At 75.7% G+C, this 17879-nt stretch carries 17 protein-coding genes; 10 read left to right on the top strand and 7 right to left on the bottom strand.

Annotated features, from left to right (window positions below):
- Positions 1-9 precede the first annotated feature (9 nt).
- Entirely contained in the window at positions 10-2079 is a 2070-nt protein-coding gene (locus ABZ951_RS05065) for a phage holin family protein (protein ID WP_361279002.1), read from the bottom strand.
- 120 nt (positions 2080-2199) lie between these two features.
- Here ABZ951_RS05065 and ABZ951_RS05060 point away from each other — a divergent pair, with 120 nt between their 5' ends.
- The 3 genes from ABZ951_RS05060 (at position 2200) to ABZ951_RS05050 (ending at position 4498) form a co-directional block, all read left to right on the top strand.
- Positions 2200-2724, top strand: a complete 525-nt coding sequence (locus ABZ951_RS05060) for a GNAT family N-acetyltransferase (protein WP_344093900.1) — start codon at positions 2200-2202, stop codon at positions 2722-2724.
- Positions 2725-3092: 368 nt separating this feature from the next.
- On the top strand, positions 3093-3875 hold the full coding sequence (locus ABZ951_RS05055) for an MBL fold metallo-hydrolase (protein ID WP_344093897.1): 783 nt from the start codon (positions 3093-3095) through the stop codon (positions 3873-3875).
- Positions 3875-4498, top strand: a complete 624-nt coding sequence (locus ABZ951_RS05050) for a VTT domain-containing protein (protein WP_344093906.1) — start codon at positions 3875-3877, stop codon at positions 4496-4498. Before ABZ951_RS05055 ends, ABZ951_RS05050 begins: the two co-directional genes overlap by 1 nt.
- A gap of 88 nt (positions 4499-4586) precedes the next feature.
- Here ABZ951_RS05050 and ABZ951_RS05045 read toward each other — a convergent pair whose 3' ends face one another.
- From ABZ951_RS05045 to ABZ951_RS05035, 3 genes are all read right to left on the bottom strand, one after another.
- On the bottom strand, positions 4587-5618 hold the full coding sequence (locus ABZ951_RS05045; RefSeq protein ID WP_344093894.1) for an MBL fold metallo-hydrolase: 1032 nt from the start codon (positions 5616-5618) through the stop codon (positions 4587-4589).
- Between the two features lie 123 nt (positions 5619-5741).
- On the bottom strand, positions 5742-6950 hold the full coding sequence (locus ABZ951_RS05040) for an aminotransferase class I/II-fold pyridoxal phosphate-dependent enzyme (protein WP_344093904.1): 1209 nt from the start codon (positions 6948-6950) through the stop codon (positions 5742-5744).
- A gap of 158 nt (positions 6951-7108) precedes the next feature.
- On the bottom strand, positions 7109-7858 hold the full coding sequence (locus ABZ951_RS05035) for an ANTAR domain-containing protein (RefSeq protein WP_344093892.1): 750 nt from the start codon (positions 7856-7858) through the stop codon (positions 7109-7111).
- A 172-nt stretch (positions 7859-8030) separates the two neighbouring features.
- Here ABZ951_RS05035 and ABZ951_RS05030 point away from each other — a divergent pair, with 172 nt between their 5' ends.
- Positions 8031-9185 carry a PAS domain-containing protein gene (locus ABZ951_RS05030; RefSeq protein ID WP_344093890.1) on the top strand — a complete coding sequence of 385 codons (1155 nt, stop codon included), beginning with the start codon at positions 8031-8033 and terminating at the stop codon, positions 9183-9185.
- Positions 9186-9434: 249 nt separating this feature from the next.
- Here ABZ951_RS05030 and ABZ951_RS05025 read toward each other — a convergent pair whose 3' ends face one another.
- Positions 9435-10265: a SigB/SigF/SigG family RNA polymerase sigma factor gene (locus ABZ951_RS05025; protein ID WP_344093888.1), complete on the bottom strand. Its 831-nt coding sequence runs from the start codon at positions 10263-10265 to the stop codon at positions 9435-9437.
- A gap of 246 nt (positions 10266-10511) precedes the next feature.
- On the opposite strand from ABZ951_RS05025, the gene ABZ951_RS05020 reads away from it, so the two are divergent.
- The 4 genes from ABZ951_RS05020 to ABZ951_RS05005 all read left to right on the top strand — a co-directional run bounded on the left by ABZ951_RS05020 (position 10512) and on the right by ABZ951_RS05005 (position 14557).
- Positions 10512-12347, top strand: a complete 1836-nt coding sequence (locus tag ABZ951_RS05020; protein ID WP_344093886.1) for a thiamine pyrophosphate-requiring protein — start codon at positions 10512-10514, stop codon at positions 12345-12347.
- A gap of 34 nt (positions 12348-12381) precedes the next feature.
- On the top strand, positions 12382-13035 hold the full coding sequence (locus ABZ951_RS05015) for a diguanylate cyclase (RefSeq protein WP_344093885.1): 654 nt from the start codon (positions 12382-12384) through the stop codon (positions 13033-13035).
- On the top strand, positions 13032-13565 hold the full coding sequence (locus tag ABZ951_RS05010) for a type 1 glutamine amidotransferase domain-containing protein (RefSeq protein WP_344093883.1): 534 nt from the start codon (positions 13032-13034) through the stop codon (positions 13563-13565). The genes ABZ951_RS05015 and ABZ951_RS05010 overlap by 4 nt, the downstream gene beginning before the upstream one ends.
- Positions 13566-13663: 98 nt before the next feature.
- The gene (locus tag ABZ951_RS05005; RefSeq protein WP_344093879.1) at positions 13664-14557 is read left to right on the top strand and encodes a DUF5995 family protein; all 894 of its coding nucleotides are present in this window, start codon (positions 13664-13666) and stop codon (positions 14555-14557) included.
- A 4-nt stretch (positions 14558-14561) separates the two neighbouring features.
- On the opposite strand, the gene ABZ951_RS05000 is transcribed toward ABZ951_RS05005, so the two are convergent.
- A complete protein-coding gene (locus ABZ951_RS05000) occupies positions 14562-15134 on the bottom strand; it encodes a TIGR03086 family metal-binding protein (RefSeq protein ID WP_344093877.1) in 573 nt (190 codons plus the stop codon).
- Between the two features lie 123 nt (positions 15135-15257).
- Here ABZ951_RS05000 and ABZ951_RS04995 point away from each other — a divergent pair, with 123 nt between their 5' ends.
- Together ABZ951_RS04995 and ABZ951_RS04990 are read left to right on the top strand one after the other, a co-directional pair.
- Positions 15258-15620, top strand: coding sequence for a CBS domain-containing protein (locus ABZ951_RS04995; protein ID WP_344093875.1), 363 nt, complete (start codon positions 15258-15260; stop codon positions 15618-15620).
- Between the two features lie 248 nt (positions 15621-15868).
- A complete protein-coding gene (locus ABZ951_RS04990; RefSeq protein WP_344093873.1) occupies positions 15869-17389 on the top strand; it encodes a phosphatase PAP2 family protein in 1521 nt (506 codons plus the stop codon).
- A gap of 13 nt (positions 17390-17402) precedes the next feature.
- Here ABZ951_RS04990 and ABZ951_RS04985 read toward each other — a convergent pair whose 3' ends face one another.
- The gene (locus ABZ951_RS04985) at positions 17403-17840 is read right to left on the bottom strand and encodes a lasso peptide biosynthesis B2 protein (protein ID WP_344093871.1); all 438 of its coding nucleotides are present in this window, start codon (positions 17838-17840) and stop codon (positions 17403-17405) included.
- Between the last annotated feature and the right edge of the window lie 39 nt (positions 17841-17879).

Raw genomic sequence — 17879 nt, 5'->3', positions numbered from 1 at the left:
TCCGCCAAATCACTGGGTTTTGTCAAGCATTCCCGGGTCGCCGACCGCAAAAGGTGCTGGCAAATCGCCCATCGGCAGCGATTCGTCCGCCACCTTCCGGACAACCGGAATTTGCTCTACCGGCACCTGGGGGCCGCTCGCCTCCCCCAGCCAGCGCCGCAGCACCCGGTGCACCCGCTCCGCGCCCACCAGCTCCTCGCCGGCGGCCACCGGCGGGCTGAGCTCCACGGGCCACAGCAGGAACGGACGGCCCTGCTCGCCCCCCAGCCCGCCGTGCGAGCCGATCTGCTCCTCGAAGGCGTGCACCGCGCCCGTCGCCGGGTCGTACGCCGAATTGATCATGATGTCGGCGGTGTGCGGGAACCCGGCCGTGCGCCGCACGGCCTCGGCCGCCCCGGGCCCCAGGGCCCGCAGCGGGCTGGTGGCCGCGCCCTCGCCGGTCTCCAGCCGGTGCTCGCTGCCGCCCGGGCCGAGCACCACCGGCCCGTGCTCCTCGGACGTGACGAGCAGGAAGCCGATGCCCGGGTGGTCGGCGAGGGTGCGCAGCAGGGCCGGGTGCCGCTCCTCGATCCGCTCGCGGCTCGCCCGGCCGGGCAGGTCGGGGAAGGACACCAGCCCGAGGTTGCCCGAGGCGAGCACCACCGGCTCGCGGGCCGCGGCGGCGCAGCCGCCCCGCACCAGCTCCTCCAGGGTCGTCCCGTAGCGGGCGGCGAAGGTCTCGCCGGGGCTCTGGCCGTGGTCGGAGAGGAGCACCAGGCGGTACGGGCGGGGGGCGTGCTCGGTGACCTTGGCGATCAGGGCGACGGCGCGGTCGAGGCCGCGCAGCACCTGGTGGGTGTCCCGTCCGCGCGGCCCGGAGTGGTGGGCGACCTCGTCGTAGCCCACGAGGTCGGCGTAGACGGCGGTGCGCCCGGAGAGGATGTCGCCGAGGACGGCCGCGACGACCACGTCCCGCTCGACGACCGTCGCGAAGGCCCGGACGAAGGGGTAGAGGCCGCCCCGGCCCAGGCGGGGGCTCTCCCGGCGGATCCTGGCGCGGGTGGCCTGGCCGATCTCGCGGAAGACCTCGGCCACGTAGGAGACGGCGGTGCGGGTGGCGTTGGCCGGGTCGGAGAAGTAGGCGAAGTAGCCGGAGCGGGAGCGGTTGTGCCGGCCGCGGCGGGCGGCGACGGACAGGACGAGCGCGACCTGGCCGGCGCCCCCGCTGAAGAGGTTGCCGCGGCTGGCGCCGTCCGCGGCCAGCAGCCCGGCGTCACCGGTGCGGGCGACGGCCCGCCGCTGGAGCTCGGCCGCCCCCGTGGGCCGGCCGCTGACCAGGATCTCGCCGGTCTCCTTCTCGTACCAGCGGAAGGCGGGCACGTCCTCGTTGGAGCCGTGCAGGATGCCGAGCTGGCTGGCGCCGGTCTGGCTCGACCAGTCGGTGCGCCAGGGGGTGAGGCGGTGGGTGGTGCCCAGCCAGCCGGCGACCGTCGGCATCAGCGGGGGCCGGGCGCGGCCGCCGGGCCCGGTGCGCTCGCGCAGGGCGTCGCGGAGGACGTCGTGGCCGACGCCGTCGAGCTGGAGGAAGACGGTGCCGGGGGTGCTCGGCCCGCTCGGACGGCCGCCGCGGCGGCGCCCGCGGCCGGCGAGGCGGGCCAGCCGGCGGCGGTAGGCGCCGTCGTCGCGCAGGGCGACGGACGCGCCCGCGGCGGAGGAGGCCGCGGACATCGCGGCGGCCACCACGACGGCGGTCTCGGGCTCGGCGGCGCCGCTGCCGACCGGGATGAGGGCCAGGGCGATGAGCAGCAGCGAGCCGTTGAGGAAGAAGACGAGCAGGCCCAGCACGAGGGCCGGCACCAGCAGCATGGCCCGGACGAGCAGCGGCCAGACGACCGCGCTGAGCAGGCCGAACGCACCGGCGCCGAGCGCCGCCGTGATCGCCACCCGGGTGGCGCTCTCCCCGTCGGCGGACTGCAGCCGGAAGTCGGGCAGGGCCCCGGCCAGGACCAGCATGGTGAGCGTGCCGGCCGCCCAGGGGACGACGACCTCCTGCCATCGCTCCCCGGCCCGTCTTCCGGCGCGGCGAACCGCGCTGCTCACACGCCCCATGGTGGAAGGGTAGGTCAACCCGTCCGGAGGGACGGATCACTTGATCGACAGAACGTCACAACACCCTCACGTGCACGTGGCAACCGCCGTGCCGCTGGGCAGGATGCGGACATGACCTCCCTTCGCACGCCCCGACTGACGCTCCGCCGCTGGCGCGAGGACGACCTCGGCCCGATGGCCGCCATCAACGCCGACCCGGAAGTGATGCGCTGGATCGCCGACGGCTCGGTGCGGGGCCGCGGGGAGACGGCCGCGGGGATCGCGGAGTGGGAGCGGGAGTGGGAGGAACGGGGGGTGGGGCTCTTCGCGGTCGAGGTGCGGGAGACGGGCGAACTGGCCGGTTTCGCCGGGCTGTCGGTGCCCTCCTATCTGCCCGAGATCCTGCCGGCGGTGGAGATCGGCTGGCGGCTCGGCCGCCCGTTCTGGGGCCGGGGCATCGCGACGGAGGCCGCGCGCTCGGTGCTGCACTTCGCGCTGCGCGACCGCGGGCTGGCCCGGGTCGTGGGCGTCCACCAGATCGGCAACGACGACTCCGAGAAGATCATGCGCAAGCTCGGGATGCGGCGGGAGCGGGAGACGACGGACCCGCAGTCGGCTCGGCCGGTATGTGTGCATGTCATTGAGGCGCGTTCATAGGCCGTGGCGCGTTTCCGCGACGCCGCGTCGAGGGTCACCGCTGAGCCGGACGCACTCGGGGGAACCCGAGAACCCGGCGACCGCCCGGCGGCACCCCCGGCGCCCCAGGCATCGCGAGCCGAACGCGACGGCGCGGACACGCCCCAGGCGCGCTCGCAAGCCCCCGGGGCGCGTCCGCACCACCGCGCCCACGGCCGCCCCCGAACCGGGCACACTCGGGTGAACCCGAGAACCGCCGAGTTCCCCGGCTGCCGCCCGGCGGCACCCAGGCATCGCGGGCCGGATACGACGGCGCGGACACGCCCCAGGCCGGGGCTCGTAGGCTGGGGTCCACGGGGAGGGCGGCGACGAGCCAGGGAGGTGGCCGGGTGTCGGTGGAGATCACCTGGTGGGGGCATGCCACCGCGACGGTGGAGGACTCCGGGGTCCGGGTGCTCACCGACCCGCTCTTCGTCCGGCGGCTGGCCCACCTGCGCCGCCGCCGGGGCGCGCTGCCGCCCGCGGCGGCCGCGGTCGCCGACGCCGTGCTCGTCTCGCACCTGCACGCCGACCACCTGCATCTGCCCTCGCTGGCCCGGATCGCCCCCGGCACCCTCCTCGTCGTGCCGAAGGGGGCGCCGGCGGCCGTGCCGGGCCTGCGCCGGCTGGCCTCGGCCCGCGGCCTGCGGCTGCGCGAGACCCGCCCGGGGGACGAGGTGGACGTCGGGAACGTGCGGATCCGGGCCGTCCACGCCGAGCACGACGGGCGCCGCCTGCCGTACGGGCCGCGCCGGGTGCCGGCGCTCGGCTACGTGGTGCACGGCTCGGCGACGACGTACTTCGCCGGGGACACGGGCTGGTTCGCGGGCATGGCCGACGCGGTGGGGCCGGTGGACGTGGCGCTGCTGCCGGTCGGCGGCTGGGGCCCCTTCCTGGGCCACGGCCACCTGGACGCGGGCCGGGCCGCCCGGGCGCTCGCCGCGCTCGGGGCGCGCAGCGCGGTGCCCGTGCACTACGGCACGTACTGGCCGATCGGCCTGGACGGGGTGCGGCCGCACGAATTCCACGCGCCGGGCGAGGAGTTCGTGCGCCTGGCGGCCCGGCTGGCGCCGGAGGCGGGGGTGCACCGGCTGGCCCACGGCGAGTCGGTGCGGCCGCTGGGGGCGGTGTGATCGGCCCACTCGCCGAGGCGGTGACCCGCGCCGTCCCTCCGGAGTCGACGCAGCAGGCCGTCGGTTACCCGTCATTGTTCCTACTGGTGGCGCTGGGTGCCCTGGTGCCGGTGGTGCCGACGGGTGCGCTGGTGAGCTCGGCGGCGGTGGTGGCCTTCCACCAGAGCTCCCCGTTCTCCCTGTTGTGGGTGTTCCTGGTCGCCTCGGGCGCCGCGTTCCTCGGCGACATGGGCCTGTACGCCCTCGGCCGGCGGGGCGTCGCGTCCGACAACGGTTCCCGCCGGCTGGAACGCCTCCGCGCCCGGGCCGCACCGGAACGCCTGGCCCGCGCGCAGACGAAACTGGCGGAGCACGGGGTGACGGTGCTGGTCCTGTCCCGCCTGGTCCCGGCGGGCCGTATCCCGGTGATGCTGGCCTGCCTCCTCTCCCACGTCTCCCCCACGCGCTTCGCCCGCGGCGCCCTCCCCGCGTGCCTGGCGTGGGCGGCGACGTACCAGGCCATCGGGGTGCTGGGCGGCTCCCTCTTCACCCGCCCGTGGCAGGGCGTGGCGGCGGCGGTGGCCGTGACCTTGGCGGTAGGCGCGGCCCCGGGGGTGTGGCGGCGGGTGCGGGGGGCGGGGTAGGGCCGGGGGCCCGAGTGCCGCACCGCCACCCGGTACGTGCGCCCCGCCCGGCAAGGCGCCCCGGTAAGGCGCCCGGTAAGACCCCCCTTCACCGCGCGTTCTGCAACGCCGTCGCGTCCACCGACGGCAGGACGCGGGAGCCGCCGACCGGGAGGTCCCAGAGATCCTCGCGGGGGCGGCCCGTGGCCGCCCAGGCCGTGCGGACGCGGTGCAGGGGCTCCAGCGGGGGTTCCGCGGAGAGGACGAACGTCGCCCAGTGCATGGGGGCCATCGCCCGGGCGCCCAGGTCCTGGCACGCGCGGACCGCTTCCTCCGGGTCGGTGTGGACGGGGCTGAGCATCCAGCGGGGGTCGTACGCGCCGATCGGCAGCAGCGCCAGGTCGATGCCCGCGTAGCGGTCGCCGATGGCGGCGAACCAGTGCCCGTAGCCGGTGTCGCCGGCGAAGTAGACGCGCTGCCCGCCGGGGGCGGTCAGCACCCAGCCGCCCCACAGGGAGCGGCACGTGTCGGTGAGGGAGCGCTTGCTCCAGTGGTGGGCGGGCACGAAGTCGAAGCGCACCGGGCCCGCCGGGCCCGGGAGTTCGACCGCCTCCCACCAGTCGAGCTCGGTGACGTGCGTGAAGCGGCGGCGGCGTGCCCATCGGGCGAGGCCCGCGGGGAGGAGGAGCGGGGTGTCGCGGGGCAGCCGCTTGAGGGTGGGCGCGTCGAGGTGGTCGTAGTGGTTGTGGCTGATGACGACCGCGTCGACCGGCGGCAGGTCCTCCCAGCGGACGCCCACCGGGGTGAGCCGGGCGGGCGTGCCGAGGATCTTCCGGGACCAGACAGGGTCGGTGAGAACGGTCAGGCCACCGATGCGGAGCACCCAGCTGGCGTGCCCGGCCCAGGTCACGGCGGTCGTGGCGGCGTCGACGACGGGCAGCGGACCGAGCTCCACGGGCAGCGCGGAGATGTCCCGCAGCGCCTCGGCACCGGGCCGCAGCCGGCCCTCGCGGGCGAGGCGGGCCAGGGCGCGGACGCCGGGCAGCGGCGCGGTGAGCCGGTCGGCGAACGTCCTGGGCCAGACGCGGGTCCCGCCGAGGGGGCGGGGCTCAGCGAGGGAGCGCTCGGTCTGTTCGGTCATCGAGGGGGCTCCATTCGGTGGGGAACCGGGGTGGCGCGCCGCGCGGCCCCGCGTGCCGGGTGGGGCGCGCTCGCCCGTACGACACGGGCGGGGTGGTGGGCAACGGTCCGCATCGACGGTAGGTCAGCCGCCGGCGAGTGCGCTGAACGCCGACCCGAAAGTGGTCAGTGCCGTGCGGATCTCCGGCAGGGCCAGCGGGTCGCGGGCGTCGAGGGCGCGTTGCCGCAGGTCGTCGGTGGCGCCGAGCAGCGGTGGGGTGGACAGGCGGACCCGCAGGGCGTCGGGGGCGTCGCCGAAGCGGTGGCCGCCGGGGACGGTGCGGCCCAGCGCCGTGCTGAGGTGGGCCTCCAGTTCGACGGAGTCGGTGACGGCTCGGGCGGCGAGGGCGGTGCGCAGCTCGCCGAGGTCGGCGTAAAGGTAGGGGCCGGCCTGCGGCGGGCGGCTGAGGACCCCGGCGGCGTCGAGCCGCTCGTGCGCCGCGGCGCCCAGGACGCCGTAGAGCCGGGCGACGGCCGCGGTGCGGGCCCGGACGGGGTCGGGTTCGGTCAGCGCGTACGCGGCCGCGGCGGCGACGGGCGGCGGCATTTCGGCCCGTACGGCGGCGAGGGCGGCGACGACCCGGCCGCGCAGGACGGGCCCGTGGCCCCCGGCCGGGAAGCGGGCCACGGCGGCGGGCCACACCGTGGGGGTGAGGGCGCCGGCGAGGTCGGTGAGGACGACGACGTCGTCCGGCCACATCTCGGCGGGGCCGAAGAACAGGGTTCCGTGGGGGTCGTGGCGCATGTCGCGCCACGTCTCGTCGCTGATGACCGTCATCCGCTCCGCGACGGCGGCCTCGCAGACCTCGTGGACGATCTCGGGCGGCGCGACGGTGCCGGTGGGGTCGTCGGCGGCGGAGAGGACCAGGACGCGGGGGCGGCCGCCCTCGTCCCGGATGCGCCGGACGGTCTCCAGGAACGCGAACGGGTCGGGCACGCCGCCGCACTCCGCCGGGACGGGCACGTGGTAGGACGGGCGGCCGGCGAGGCGGGCCAGCGGCCCGTACCAGGCGGCGCACGGCCGGGTCAGCAGGACGTCACCGCCGGCCGCGGCGAGCAGGGCGAGGAGCAGCGGCTGGGCGCCGGGGGCGGCGACGACGTGCTCGGGGCCGGTCGGCAGTCCGCGGCGCGCCCAGTAGCCGCAGGCGGCGGCGCGCAGTTCGGGGCCGCCGCCGATGGGCTCGGGTTGGGTGCGCGCGGCGGTCTCGGCGAGCCGGGCGGCGATCTCCGGCAGGACGGGCAGCCCTCGCTCCGGCGCGGTGACGGCGGGCAGCGCCGGGCGGCTCGACTGCATCCGTACCTCCGCCCACGCCGACGTCACCGCGACGGCCGCGTCCGGCCGTTGCGTCCCGCGGTCCACCTTCGCAGATCACGGGGTACGCGGCGGTCCGACACGGGCCGGGCGGGTGAGCCGGATTTCGTCCGGCGGGGTGCGGGGCGGCCGGGCGGGGCTCAGCGCACCGCCCGGGCGCCGTCCGGGCTGCCGAGGGTCATCAGGGTGCGCTCCAGCCCCCGGCCCCGGGTGTCGACGACGTCCGCCGCCAGCTCGGAGAGCTTGCGGTTGGTCCGCTGGGAGTGCCGGCGCAGCAGCGCCAGTGCGTCGTCCGCGTCGCAGCCCAGGACGTACATCACGATGCCGCGGGCCTGGTCGACGACCGGGCGGCGGCGCAGGGCCGTGTCGAGCTGTTCGACCTCGGCGAGGGCCTCCCGGTAGCGGCGGTCGCGGACAAGGGTGGTCGCGGCGAGGTCACCCAGTTCCCCGGCGGCGCCCCGGCACGCCTCGTCCAGGCAGCCGGGGCGGAAGCCGTAGACCGTCAGGGCCAGGTCGAGGGTGTCGCGGTGGAAGACGAGGGTGGTGCTGGAGCGCAGGCCCGCGTCCAGGGCCCGGGCCCGGTAGGCGGGCCAGCGGTGGTCGTGGAGCAGGTCGTCGGAACCGGCCGGGCGGCCGGTGTCGAGCGCCGCGGGGACGGGCCCCTCCCCCGAGGCCAGCTGGGCCGCGACGAGCGCGGAGAGGTCGGGGTGGGTGGCGGCGGTGCACGGCTCGGGTTCCTCGTCGGTGACCGCGGTCGTGGTGGCGCCGCAGCTGTCGGGGGCGCAGCGCACCGCGCGTTCCGCGAGGCGGGCCAGGCCGCGGCCGAGCGAGGGCACGCCGTCCTCGTCGACGGGGAGCGCGCCGGCTCCGCGCTGCGGGTCGTCCTCCATACGGGCTCACTCTCCTTTCGCCTTTCCCTGCGAGCTCTCTGAGGCTCCCTGAGGGTGCGTGGAGTCGGCTGCCCCGCGCGCCCTGCCGGAAACAACCGGAGGGAAACAACCGGAGGGGAACAACTGCCGGGTGCCCGGCGCGCTCTCCGGCGGGCGCGGCTACGGTGTGCCCATGGCGGAGGCCGAAGAGCTGGGCACGGAGCTGGCGGGCTTCCGCCGGCGGGTCGAGGAGTTGCGTACGGCGCGGGCGCTGCCGTCCCACGAGCGGCTGTCCGCGCTGGACGCCGCCCTGTTCGAACTACAGCACGCGGCGGACTTCCTGTGGCCCCGGTACGAGGCGCTGGCCGCGTCCCGCGACGGGGGCGGCGGGCGGGGCGCGGACGGCCAGGAGCAGCGGCTACTGCGGGCGTTGTTCCAGCGGATGCCGCTGGCGGTGGCGCTGCTCGACGGCGAGTCCGTGGTGCGGCGGCTGAACTTCGCGGCGACCCAGTTGTTCTCGATGCGGGCGGGGTTCGCCACCGGCCGGACGCTGACGGGGTCGCTGCGCCACGACGGGCGGGCGGCGTTCCGCAGCCATGTGGCGGCGGTGGCGCGGGGCGAGGGCGGGCGCAGCCTGGTGGTGCACCTGCCGGGGGCGCAGCCGGGCACGGCCCTGCGGGCGACGCTGGCGGCGCTGCGGCCGCCGGGCGAGCTGCGGACGGCGGTGCTGGCGGTGTTCCAGCCGACGGGCGAGGGAGCGGAGGGCCCGGTGCCGGGGGCGGGCGGTGTGCCCCGCCCGCGGCGGGTGGACGTGGGCGAGGTGACGCGCCACGCCGAGCTGATGGATCTTCTGGACGCCATGGCGACCGCCCTCCTGGGGGCGCGCGGGTGTTCCCCGGCCCAGGTGCTGGAGCGGGCGGCGGCCGTGCCGCACGGGCGGTTCGCGGACTGGGTGATCGCGGACCTCAACGACGGGGGAACGCTGCGCCGGGTGGCGGTGTTCGGCCCCGACGGGCGGGACGGGGATTCGGGCCTGGCCGCGGCGCTGGCCGGTCAGGATCCGGCGGACTGCCCTCTGGTGGTGGAGGCGACGGCGGCGGGGACGCCCGCGTTCCAGGTGCGCCCGGACGACGCGGAGCTGTTCGGCCGGGACGCGGACGGCGCCCCGGTGCTGGTGCGGGCGGCGGTGACGTCGCTGCTGTGCGTCCCGCTGCGGGTGTCGCGGCAGACGCCGGTGCGGGGTGCGCTGACGCTGTTCCGCACGGGCGCGCGGCGCGCGTTCGCGATGGCGGAGGCGGGGGCGGTCGACCGGATGTCGCGTCATGTGGCACTGGCGCTGGGGCCCTGAGCGGGGTGACTCCGTCGGGGGTGTGGGGTGCACCACCGCTGCGCGGCGGTGTCCTCAATCGCCGGACAGGCTGAAAAGCCTGTCTGGGGGCACCTCCCAGCGGTAGCTGGGGGAGATTGAGGACGCGCCCGCAGGGCGCTCCCGCCGCAGGCGGCACACGACGGCCCGCAGCCGAAGTCCCGCCGCCGGCCCGAAGCCACCCACCACACCGCACGCCCAGCCGCAGGCGCAACCGCAACCGCCACAACCTCAAGCCGCCGCCCCCCGCCCTCCCGCCTGCTCGCAGAGCCGATCGCACGTGCGGGTGATCAGCCGGGAGACGTGCATCTGGGAGATCCCGAGCCGGTCCGCGATGCGGCTCTGGGTCATGTCGCAGAAGAACCGCAGGTAGAGGATCTCGCGTTCCCGGTCGGGCAGCGCCCGCAGCCCCGGTTTGAGGGACTCGCGGTCCACGACGAGGTCGTAGCCGGGCTCGGTGGTGCCCAGGGTGTCGCTGAGGGTGTAGCCGTCGTCGGCGCCCGGCAGTTCCGAGTCGAGGGAGAGGGTGTTGTAGCTCTCCAGGGCCTCCAGGCCGGCCCCGACCTCGTCCTCGGTCATGCCGGTGTGCGCGGCGATCTCGGCGGGGGCCGGGCGCCGGCCGTCGGCGGTGCGGGCCAGTTCGTGGCACGCGGCCCGTACGCGGTTGCGGAGTTCCTGGACGCGGCGGGGGACGTGCAGGTCCCACATGTGGTCCCGGAAGTGCCGCTTGATCTCGCCGACGACGGTGGGCACGGCGAAGGACTCGAAGGCGGTGCCCCGCTCGGGGTCGTACCGGCGTACGGCCTTGACCAGGCCGAGCAGGGCCACCTGGCGGAGGTCCTCGACGGTCTCGCCGCGGTTGCGGAACTGCAGGGCGAGCCGCTCGGCCATCGGCATCCAGGCGCGGACGACCTGCTGGCGCAGCGCGTCCCGGGCGGGCCCGTCCGGGAGGGCGGCGATGCGTTCGAACTCGGCCCGGGTGTCGGGGGCGTCGTGGTGCGGGTGCCTGCGAGGGGAGCGGGGCGCGGGGATCGTGACGGTGGGCAGGGTCGCGAGGGTCATGTGCCGGTCTCCCTGAACGGTGGACGATGACCGCGGGGGCGACGGGGCGTGACGGGCCCGGGCAGGGCACGCCCGGAGCACGCCGACTGCTCCCACGGGCGTGCCTCCGGTCCGAAGCACATGGGGCGCGTGCCCGGGGCCGCCGGGGGTAAACCGGGGTTTCGCCGCCCGGTGATCGGTTACCCGTCTCCAGGCCCGTAATCCAGGGGAGCCGTGAGACGGCCGTGAGGCAGGTGAGCACACACGATGGCGCAGAAGGTGTCCGACTTCATTCTGGAGAGGCTGCGCGCGTGGGACGTCGAGCAGGTGTTCGGCTATCCGGGTGATGGCATCAACGGACTGCTGGCCGCCTGGGAGCGGGCCGGCAACCAGCCCCGGTTCATCCAGTCGCGGCACGAGGAGATGTCCGCGTTCGAGGCGGTGGGGTACGCCAAGTTCAGCGGGCGGCTGGGGGTGTGCACGGCCACGTCGGGCCCCGGCGCGATCCATCTGCTGAACGGTCTCTACGACGCGAAGCTCGACCACGTGCCGGTGGTGGCGATCGTCGGCCAGACGCACCGGTCGGCGATGGGCGGCGCGTACCAGCAGGAGGTTGACCTGCACGCGCTGTTCAAGGACGTGGCCTCGGACTTCCTGGAGACGGTGAACGTCCCCGAGCAGCTGCCGAACGTCCTCGACCGGGCCATCCGCACCGCCTACGCGCGCCGCGCGCCCACCGCGGTCATCGTCCCCGGTGACGTCCAGGACCTCGACTACACGCCGCCGTCGCACGCGTTCAAGATGGTGCCCTCTAGTCTGGACCGCAGCGGCTGGCAGGCGGTGCCGTCGGACGAGGCGCTGGGCCGGGCGGCGGAGGTCCTCAACGCCGGGGAGAAGGTGGCGATCCTCATCGGGCAGGGCGCGGCCGGGGCCCGGGCGGAGACCGAGCGGGTCGCGGACGTGCTGGGCGCCGGAGTGGCGAAGGCCCTGCTGGGCAAGGACGCGCTGAGCGACGAACTGCCCTTCGTCACCGGGTCGATCGGGCTGCTGGGCACCCGCCCCTCGTACGAGCTGATGCGCGACTGCGACACCCTGCTGACGATCGGCTCCAGCTTCCCCTACGCCCAGTTCCTGCCGGAGTACGGGCAGGCGCGCGCCGTGCAGATCGACATCGACCCGCACCTGATCGGCATGCGCTACCCGTACGAGGTGAACCTGATCGGCGATGCCCGGGCCACCCTCCAGCGGCTGCTGCCGCTGCTGCGCCGCAAGGAGCGGCGGGACTGGCAGGACGGGGTGATCGCGTCGATGGAGCGGTGGGAGGAGGTGATGGCCCGCCGGGCCGCGGTGAGCGCGGATCCGGTGAACCCCGAGCATGTGGCGCGGGCGCTGTCCCCGCTGCTGCCGGACAACGCGATCCTCACCTCCGACTCCGGTTCGGTCGCCAACTGGTACGCGCGGCATGTGCGGATGCGCGGCACGATGCGCGGCTCGCTGTCGGGGACGCTCGCGACGATGGGGTGCGGGGTGCCGTACGCGATCGGGGCGAAGTTCGCGCACCCCAACCGGCCGGTGGTGGCACTGGTCGGGGACGGCGCGATGCAGATGAACGGCATGGCCGAGCTGATCACCGCCGCCAAGTACCACACGCAGTGGGACGATCCGCGGCTGGTCTTCGGGGTGTGGAACAACCACGACCTCAACCAGGTGACGTGGGAGATGCGGGCGATGAGCGGCTCCCCGCAGTTCCTGCCCTCGCAGGAGCTGCCCGACGTCTCCTACGCGGCCTTCGCGCGCTCGATCGGGCTGACGGGCATCCGGGTGGAGAAGCCGGAGCACGTCGAGGGCGCCTGGCGGCAGGCGCTGGCCGCCGAGGGCCCGGCCGTCGTGGAGTTCGTGACGGACCCGGCGGTGCCGCCGATCCCGCCGCACGCGGACTGGGACCAGATCGAGGCGACGGCGGCGTCGGTCCTCAAGGGCGACGCGGACCGCCGGGCCATGGTCCGTCAGGGCATCAAGGCGAAGGTGCAGGACTTCCTGCCCGGCGGCCCCAAACGACCGCCCGGGCAGGACGGTGACCCGGCCCGCGAGGGCGAGGACTGATTCCCCGCACACCCCCATCCCGAACGGAGCACCTATGAAGAACGGCAGCGATGGCAGGGACGTTCAGGACGTCACCACCCGGTACCTGATGTACGGGCTGCTGCCCTCCTGGTTCGTGCCCGGGGTGGCCGACTGGGCCATGCACCGCCGCACCCGGATCGAGGAGACCTCCGGCACCAAGGAGTCCCTCATCCACTCCCTGATGATGGCCGAGGTGGGGCTGCCCATCGCGCTCACCCTCGTGTGCGAGGTCAACCCGCTGCTGCTCAGCGTGCAGCTCGGCGCCGCCGGCGCCCATGAGGCGACGGCGCTGTGGGACGTCCGGACGGCTGTGAAGAGCGACCGTGAGGTCAAGCCCATCGAGCAGCACATCCACAGCTTCCTGGAGTCGCTGCCCTTCGCGGGCCTGGCCTCCTTGATGTGCCTGCACTCCGACCAGGTGCGGTCGCTGCTGCGCGGCGGGCGCGGCGATCCCGACGCCTGGCGGTTCGTCCTGCGCCGCAGGCCGCTGCCCCGCCGCTACCTGGCGGGGATCGCCCTGGCCGTCGGCGGGTTCGTCGCCCTGCCGTACGCGGAGGAGCTGTGGCGCTGCCTCCGCGGCGGCAAGCGGCGCAAGAAGACCGCGGTCGGATATCCGCCCGCGGACAACACCTCTTTGGAACAGCACCTGGAAAGGACCGCATCATGAACGTGGCGTTTCTCGTGGCACCGGAAGGCATCGAGCAGGTCGAGCTGACCGACCCGTGGGAGGCGGTGAAGCGGAGCGGCGGCACCCCCCGTCTGGTCTCGACGTCCTCCGGTTCGGTGCAGGCATACCACCACCTGGACAAGGCCGATACCTTCCCCGTGGACACCACGGTGGCGGACACCTCGGTGGCGGAGTACGACGCGCTGGTGCTGCCCGGCGGGGTGGCCAACCCGGACGCGCTGCGGATGGACGAGAAGGCCGTGGCGTTCGTCAAGGGCTTCTTCGACGCGGGCAAGCCGGTGGCGGCGATCTGTCACGCGCCGTGGACGCTGATCGAGGCCGATGTGGTGCGCGGCCGCACCCTCACCTCGTGGCCGAGCCTGCGCACCGATCTCCGCAACGCGGGCGCCACCTGGGTGGACGAGCAGGTCAAGGTCTGCACGGGCGGGCCGAACAGCCTGATCACCAGCCGTAAGCCGGACGACCTCAAGGCGTTCTGCGAGGCGTTCCTGACCGAGTTCGGCCGGTAGGGCGGCGGTTTCGTCACCCGCGGGAGCGCGCGTCGTTGGGCCGGGGAGAATGCCCGCTTCTCCCCGCCGGAGGCTGACACGTGCTCAGGATCAGGTCCATGCGAGCGACGGCCGCGGCGATCGCGGCGGCGGTCCTGTGGACGGGCGGGCCGGCAGCGGCCGAGTCGCCGTCGGGGCGGGCGGGCTGCCATCAGCCGGCCCCGGCCTGCGTGGCGGCGGCGGAGCGGACGCTCGCGGCGCTCCGTGACCGGCTGGGGTGCGACCACCGGGCGCCCTTCGCCGCCCTGTACGCGGAAAGCCAGGGCTTCCTGCGGGAGTCCCTCGCGTCGAAGCCCTTCGCCGAACCGTCGTGGCTGGCCGGCGACCTCAACAGCGCGTTCGTCGACCGCTACCTCACGGCCTACGAGGACGACCGGGCGGGCCGCCCGGTGCCGGCCGCCTGGCGCATCGCCTTCGAGACGGCCCGCACCGGCCAGGTCAACGCCGGGCAGGACGCCCTGCTGGGTGTGAACGCCCACATCCAGCGCGACATGCCCTACGTGCTGGCCGAGCACGGTCTCGTCCGTGCGGACGGCACCTCGCGGAAGGACGACTACGACCGGGTCCAGGCCGTCCTGGACCGGGCCTACGGTCCCGCGGTGCGGGAGATCGCCCGCCGGTACGACCCTCTGGTCGCCCTGGCCGACGACCGGTGGAACCCGGTGGCCGGTCTCACCGCGCACGAGCTGCTCGTGATCTGGCGGCAGAACGCCTGGGAGCACGCGCGCCGGCTGGCCGGGGCGCGGAGCCCGGAGCGGTTCCGCGCGGCGGCCCGGGACGTCGAGGCGAACGCGGCCGCCTGGGCACGGCTCCTGGCCGCCGTGCAGGTCCCCGGCTACCGGCTCGTCCGGGACGCTCACTGCGCCGGCGCGACGGTACCGCGGCGGCCCGCGCCGGGCGCCTGGGCGCCCGTACCGCTGCCGGCCGCCCTGTCCTCCGGGCGGCCGGCGTGAGGGGTCAGGGCCGCCGGCCGAGCAGGGCCAGGAGCCTGGCCTGGGCGTCCGCGCCGGGCGGCGGCGGGACCGGCTCGGCGAACAGGCCCGAGGCCGCCAGGGAGTCCGCGTACGGCTCCACTTCACGCCGGGTGAGGTCGACGAGGGCCTTGGGCAGACGCTCGTCCGCGCCGATGGCGCGCGAGAGGTCCCAGGCGTGCACGACCGCGTCCGCCGTCATCTGGGAGCAGTAGGCGTCGGCGGCGGTCGGCCCCATCGACAGCCGTACGGTCCGCTCCAGGGCGCCGGGCGCGCCGAAGGCGGTACGAGCGGCGTCCGCCGCGCCGTCCCAGACGCCGGCGGGGTCGTCGCCGAGCACGTCGCCGTCCAGCGCGGCGCCCACGTCTTCCAGGGACTCCCCCTCCAGCAGCGGGGGCACCCACAGCTGTTCGGCCGCGAGGTGGTTGACGAGGTCGCGGACCGTCCACTCGGTGCAGGGCGTCGGGTCGTCCCACTGGCCGGGCCGGACGGCGTGCACCCGCTCGGTGAACAGGTCCAGGGCCTCGCCGTGCCGGGTGAGCAGGGTGCGGGGTGTCATGCCGCCATTGTCGGTACGGGGCCGGCGGGCTGCGACCGCAGCGCGGTCGTCCGGGTCCGCGGGGCATAGCCGTGCCCGCCCCGGGTACTGCGGGCAGGACACCACGAGGGAAGGCGAACTGACATGGCACAGCTTGTGAGGGACGTCATGACTCCGGCGATCGTGTCCGTGCACCCCGACGCCTCGCTGGTCGAGGCCGCGCAGCTGATGCGCTCCCAGGGCGTCGGCGATGTGATCGTCGCCGAAGGGGGCCTGCTGCTCGGGGTGCTCACCGACCGGGACATCGCCCTGCGCGCCGTCGCGGACGGCGTGGACCCGCTGACGGTCAGCTGCCAGTCGGTGTGCACGGCCGAGCCGGTGACGGTGCACCCGGACGACAAGGTGTCCACGGCGGTGGGGCTGATGCGGCAGTACTCCGTCCGCAGGCTGCCCGTCGTGGTCGACGGGCGGCCGATGGGCGTGGTCAGCGCCTCTGACGTGCACTAGGGCGGGCCCGCGACATCGCGCCGTACGCCCGGCGGGCGTGGCCCGCGACGCCCGGTGCGGGCGATCGCGAGGCGGCGGGCCGGCCTCGTACCGGGCGCGTTCCTCCGGCTGCCGCCGGGAGGTACCCCGGGTACCCGGGGTACCCCGGGCGCCGCGGGCCGGCCGCGGCGGTGCGGACGCCCCCGGCCCTGCCGCAAACCGGTGAAATGGGGCCGCGTCGGACGCCTGCGAGGGGGTACATGGTGCCCATGCGGAAGCGGAAGACATGGGGTCATTGGGACCAGGCGGCGTTCCTGACGGTCGCGGCACGGCACTGGCCGGGCGGCGACCGGGTCCTGCCGCGGCTGTCGCGCAGCGCCGACCACGGGCTGCTGTGGTTCGGGCTGGCGGCCGGCGCGGTGGTGGTCGGCGGGCGGCCCGCGCGGCGGGCGGCGCTGCGCGGGGTGGCGTCGCTGGCCGTGGCGTCGGCGACGGTGAACACGATCGGCAAGCGGTCCGTGCGGCGGGTGCGGCCGGTGCTGGAGACCGTTCCCCTGGTGCGCCGGCTCTCCCGGCAGCCGATCACCACGTCGTTCCCCTCGGGGCACTCGGCGTCGGCCGTGGCCTTCGCGACGGGGGTCGCCCTGGAGAACCGCAAGTGGGGGCTGGCCCTGGCGCCGATCGCCGCGTCGGTGTGCTTCTCCCGCGTCTACACCGGGGTCCACTACCCGGGGGACGTGCTGGCGGGTGCGGCGCTGGGCGCGGGGGCGGCCTTCGCCGTCCGGGGCCTGGTGCCCACCCGGGCGCAGCTCGCGCCGCCCGCCCGGCCGCGGGCGGACGCCCCGGCGCTGCCCGGCGGCAAGGGCCTGATCGTGGTGGCCAACGCCGGTTCCGGCCAGCGGGCCCTGGGGGGAGCGGACCCCGCCCAGGTGGTGCGGGACGCGCTGCCGGGCTCCGAGGTCATCGCCTGGGGGCAGCCCTCCAGCGGGCCGGACGACGAGCCGGGCGACGGGCCGGACGAGGGGCTGGACGCGGCGCTGGAGACGGCGGCCGCGCGGGCCCGCGACCTGCGGGGCGCGCTGGGCGTGTTCGGCGGTGACGGCTCGGTCAACGCGGCGGCGGCGGTCGCGAAGCGGTACGGGCTGCCGCTGGCGGTGCTGCCCGGCGGCACATACAACCACTTCGCGTACGACCTGGGCATCGAGTCCCTGGCCGACGCCTGCCAGGCCGTGGAGACCGGTGAGGCGGTGGCCGTCGACATGGTGCGCTTCGACGGCGGCGACGGGGAGAGCGGCGGCTGGTTCCTCAACACCTTCAGCATCGGCGCGTACCCGGAGCTGGTGCGGGTGCGCGAGCAGTGGGCGCCGCGGATCGGGGCGTGGCCGGCCGGAGTGGCCGCCGCCGTGCACGTGCTGCGCACCGCCCGCCCGCTGAAGCTCACGGTCAACGGCAAGCCGCGGCAGCTGTGGCTGCTCTTCGCCGGCAACTGCACCTACCGGGGGCTGGGCCTGGCCCCCGTGCGGCGGCACGACCTGGCGGACGGGGTGCTGGACGTCCGCATGGTCACCGGCGGGCGGCTGGCCCGCACCCGCCTGCTCCTGGCGGCGCTGACGGGCGACCTCAAGCACTCGCCGGTGCTGAAGTCGGCCCGGGTGCGGCACCTGCGCGTCAGCGGCCTCGGGAGCGACACCCACCTGGCGTACGACGGCGAAGTGGCGCCGGCGCCGGGGACGCTGGTGCTCGGCAAGGAGAACGAGGCACTGGTCGTCTACCGGATGCCGGCCGGGTGAGCGCGCGCCGGGTTCACCGGCCCGGTGGCCGCTCCACGGGCAGGCCGGGGACGACCATGAGGCGGCGGTAGTAGTCGTCCTGGTGCGGCTCGCCGATCGGGCGGCCGTCGACCTCCACCCAGGCGTGGGCCCGGAACGGCGCCGTCCGCACCCCGGTGCACCAGTCGGGCCACACCCCGCGCATCCGGCACAGCAGGGCCGTGGCCACCGAGCGCTGCAAGCAGCCCTCCCCCGCGCAGCGGGCGCTCGCCGCGACGACCTCCCGGCGGGCGGCGAGGGCCTGTTCGGCGGTGGCGGGGCCGGCGCCGCGGCGGACCCAGGACAGGATCCGCCGGATGCGGCGGGGCGAAAGCAGGACGACGAGCCTGGCCACCGCGGTGGCCAGGAGTACGGCCGGGCGGCGGCGCAGGGGAAGGGGGTCCCGCGCGGCGGGGGTCATCGGCTGGCTCACCCGCGCACCGCCCCCGGGTGGCGCGGCTGCTCGGTCACG

Source organism: Streptomyces sp. NPDC046215 (assembly GCF_040646215.1).
Classification (GTDB): Bacteria; Actinomycetota; Actinomycetes; order Streptomycetales; family Streptomycetaceae; genus Streptomyces; species Streptomyces stramineus.
This window is presented reverse-complemented; position numbering and strand designations above follow the sequence as displayed.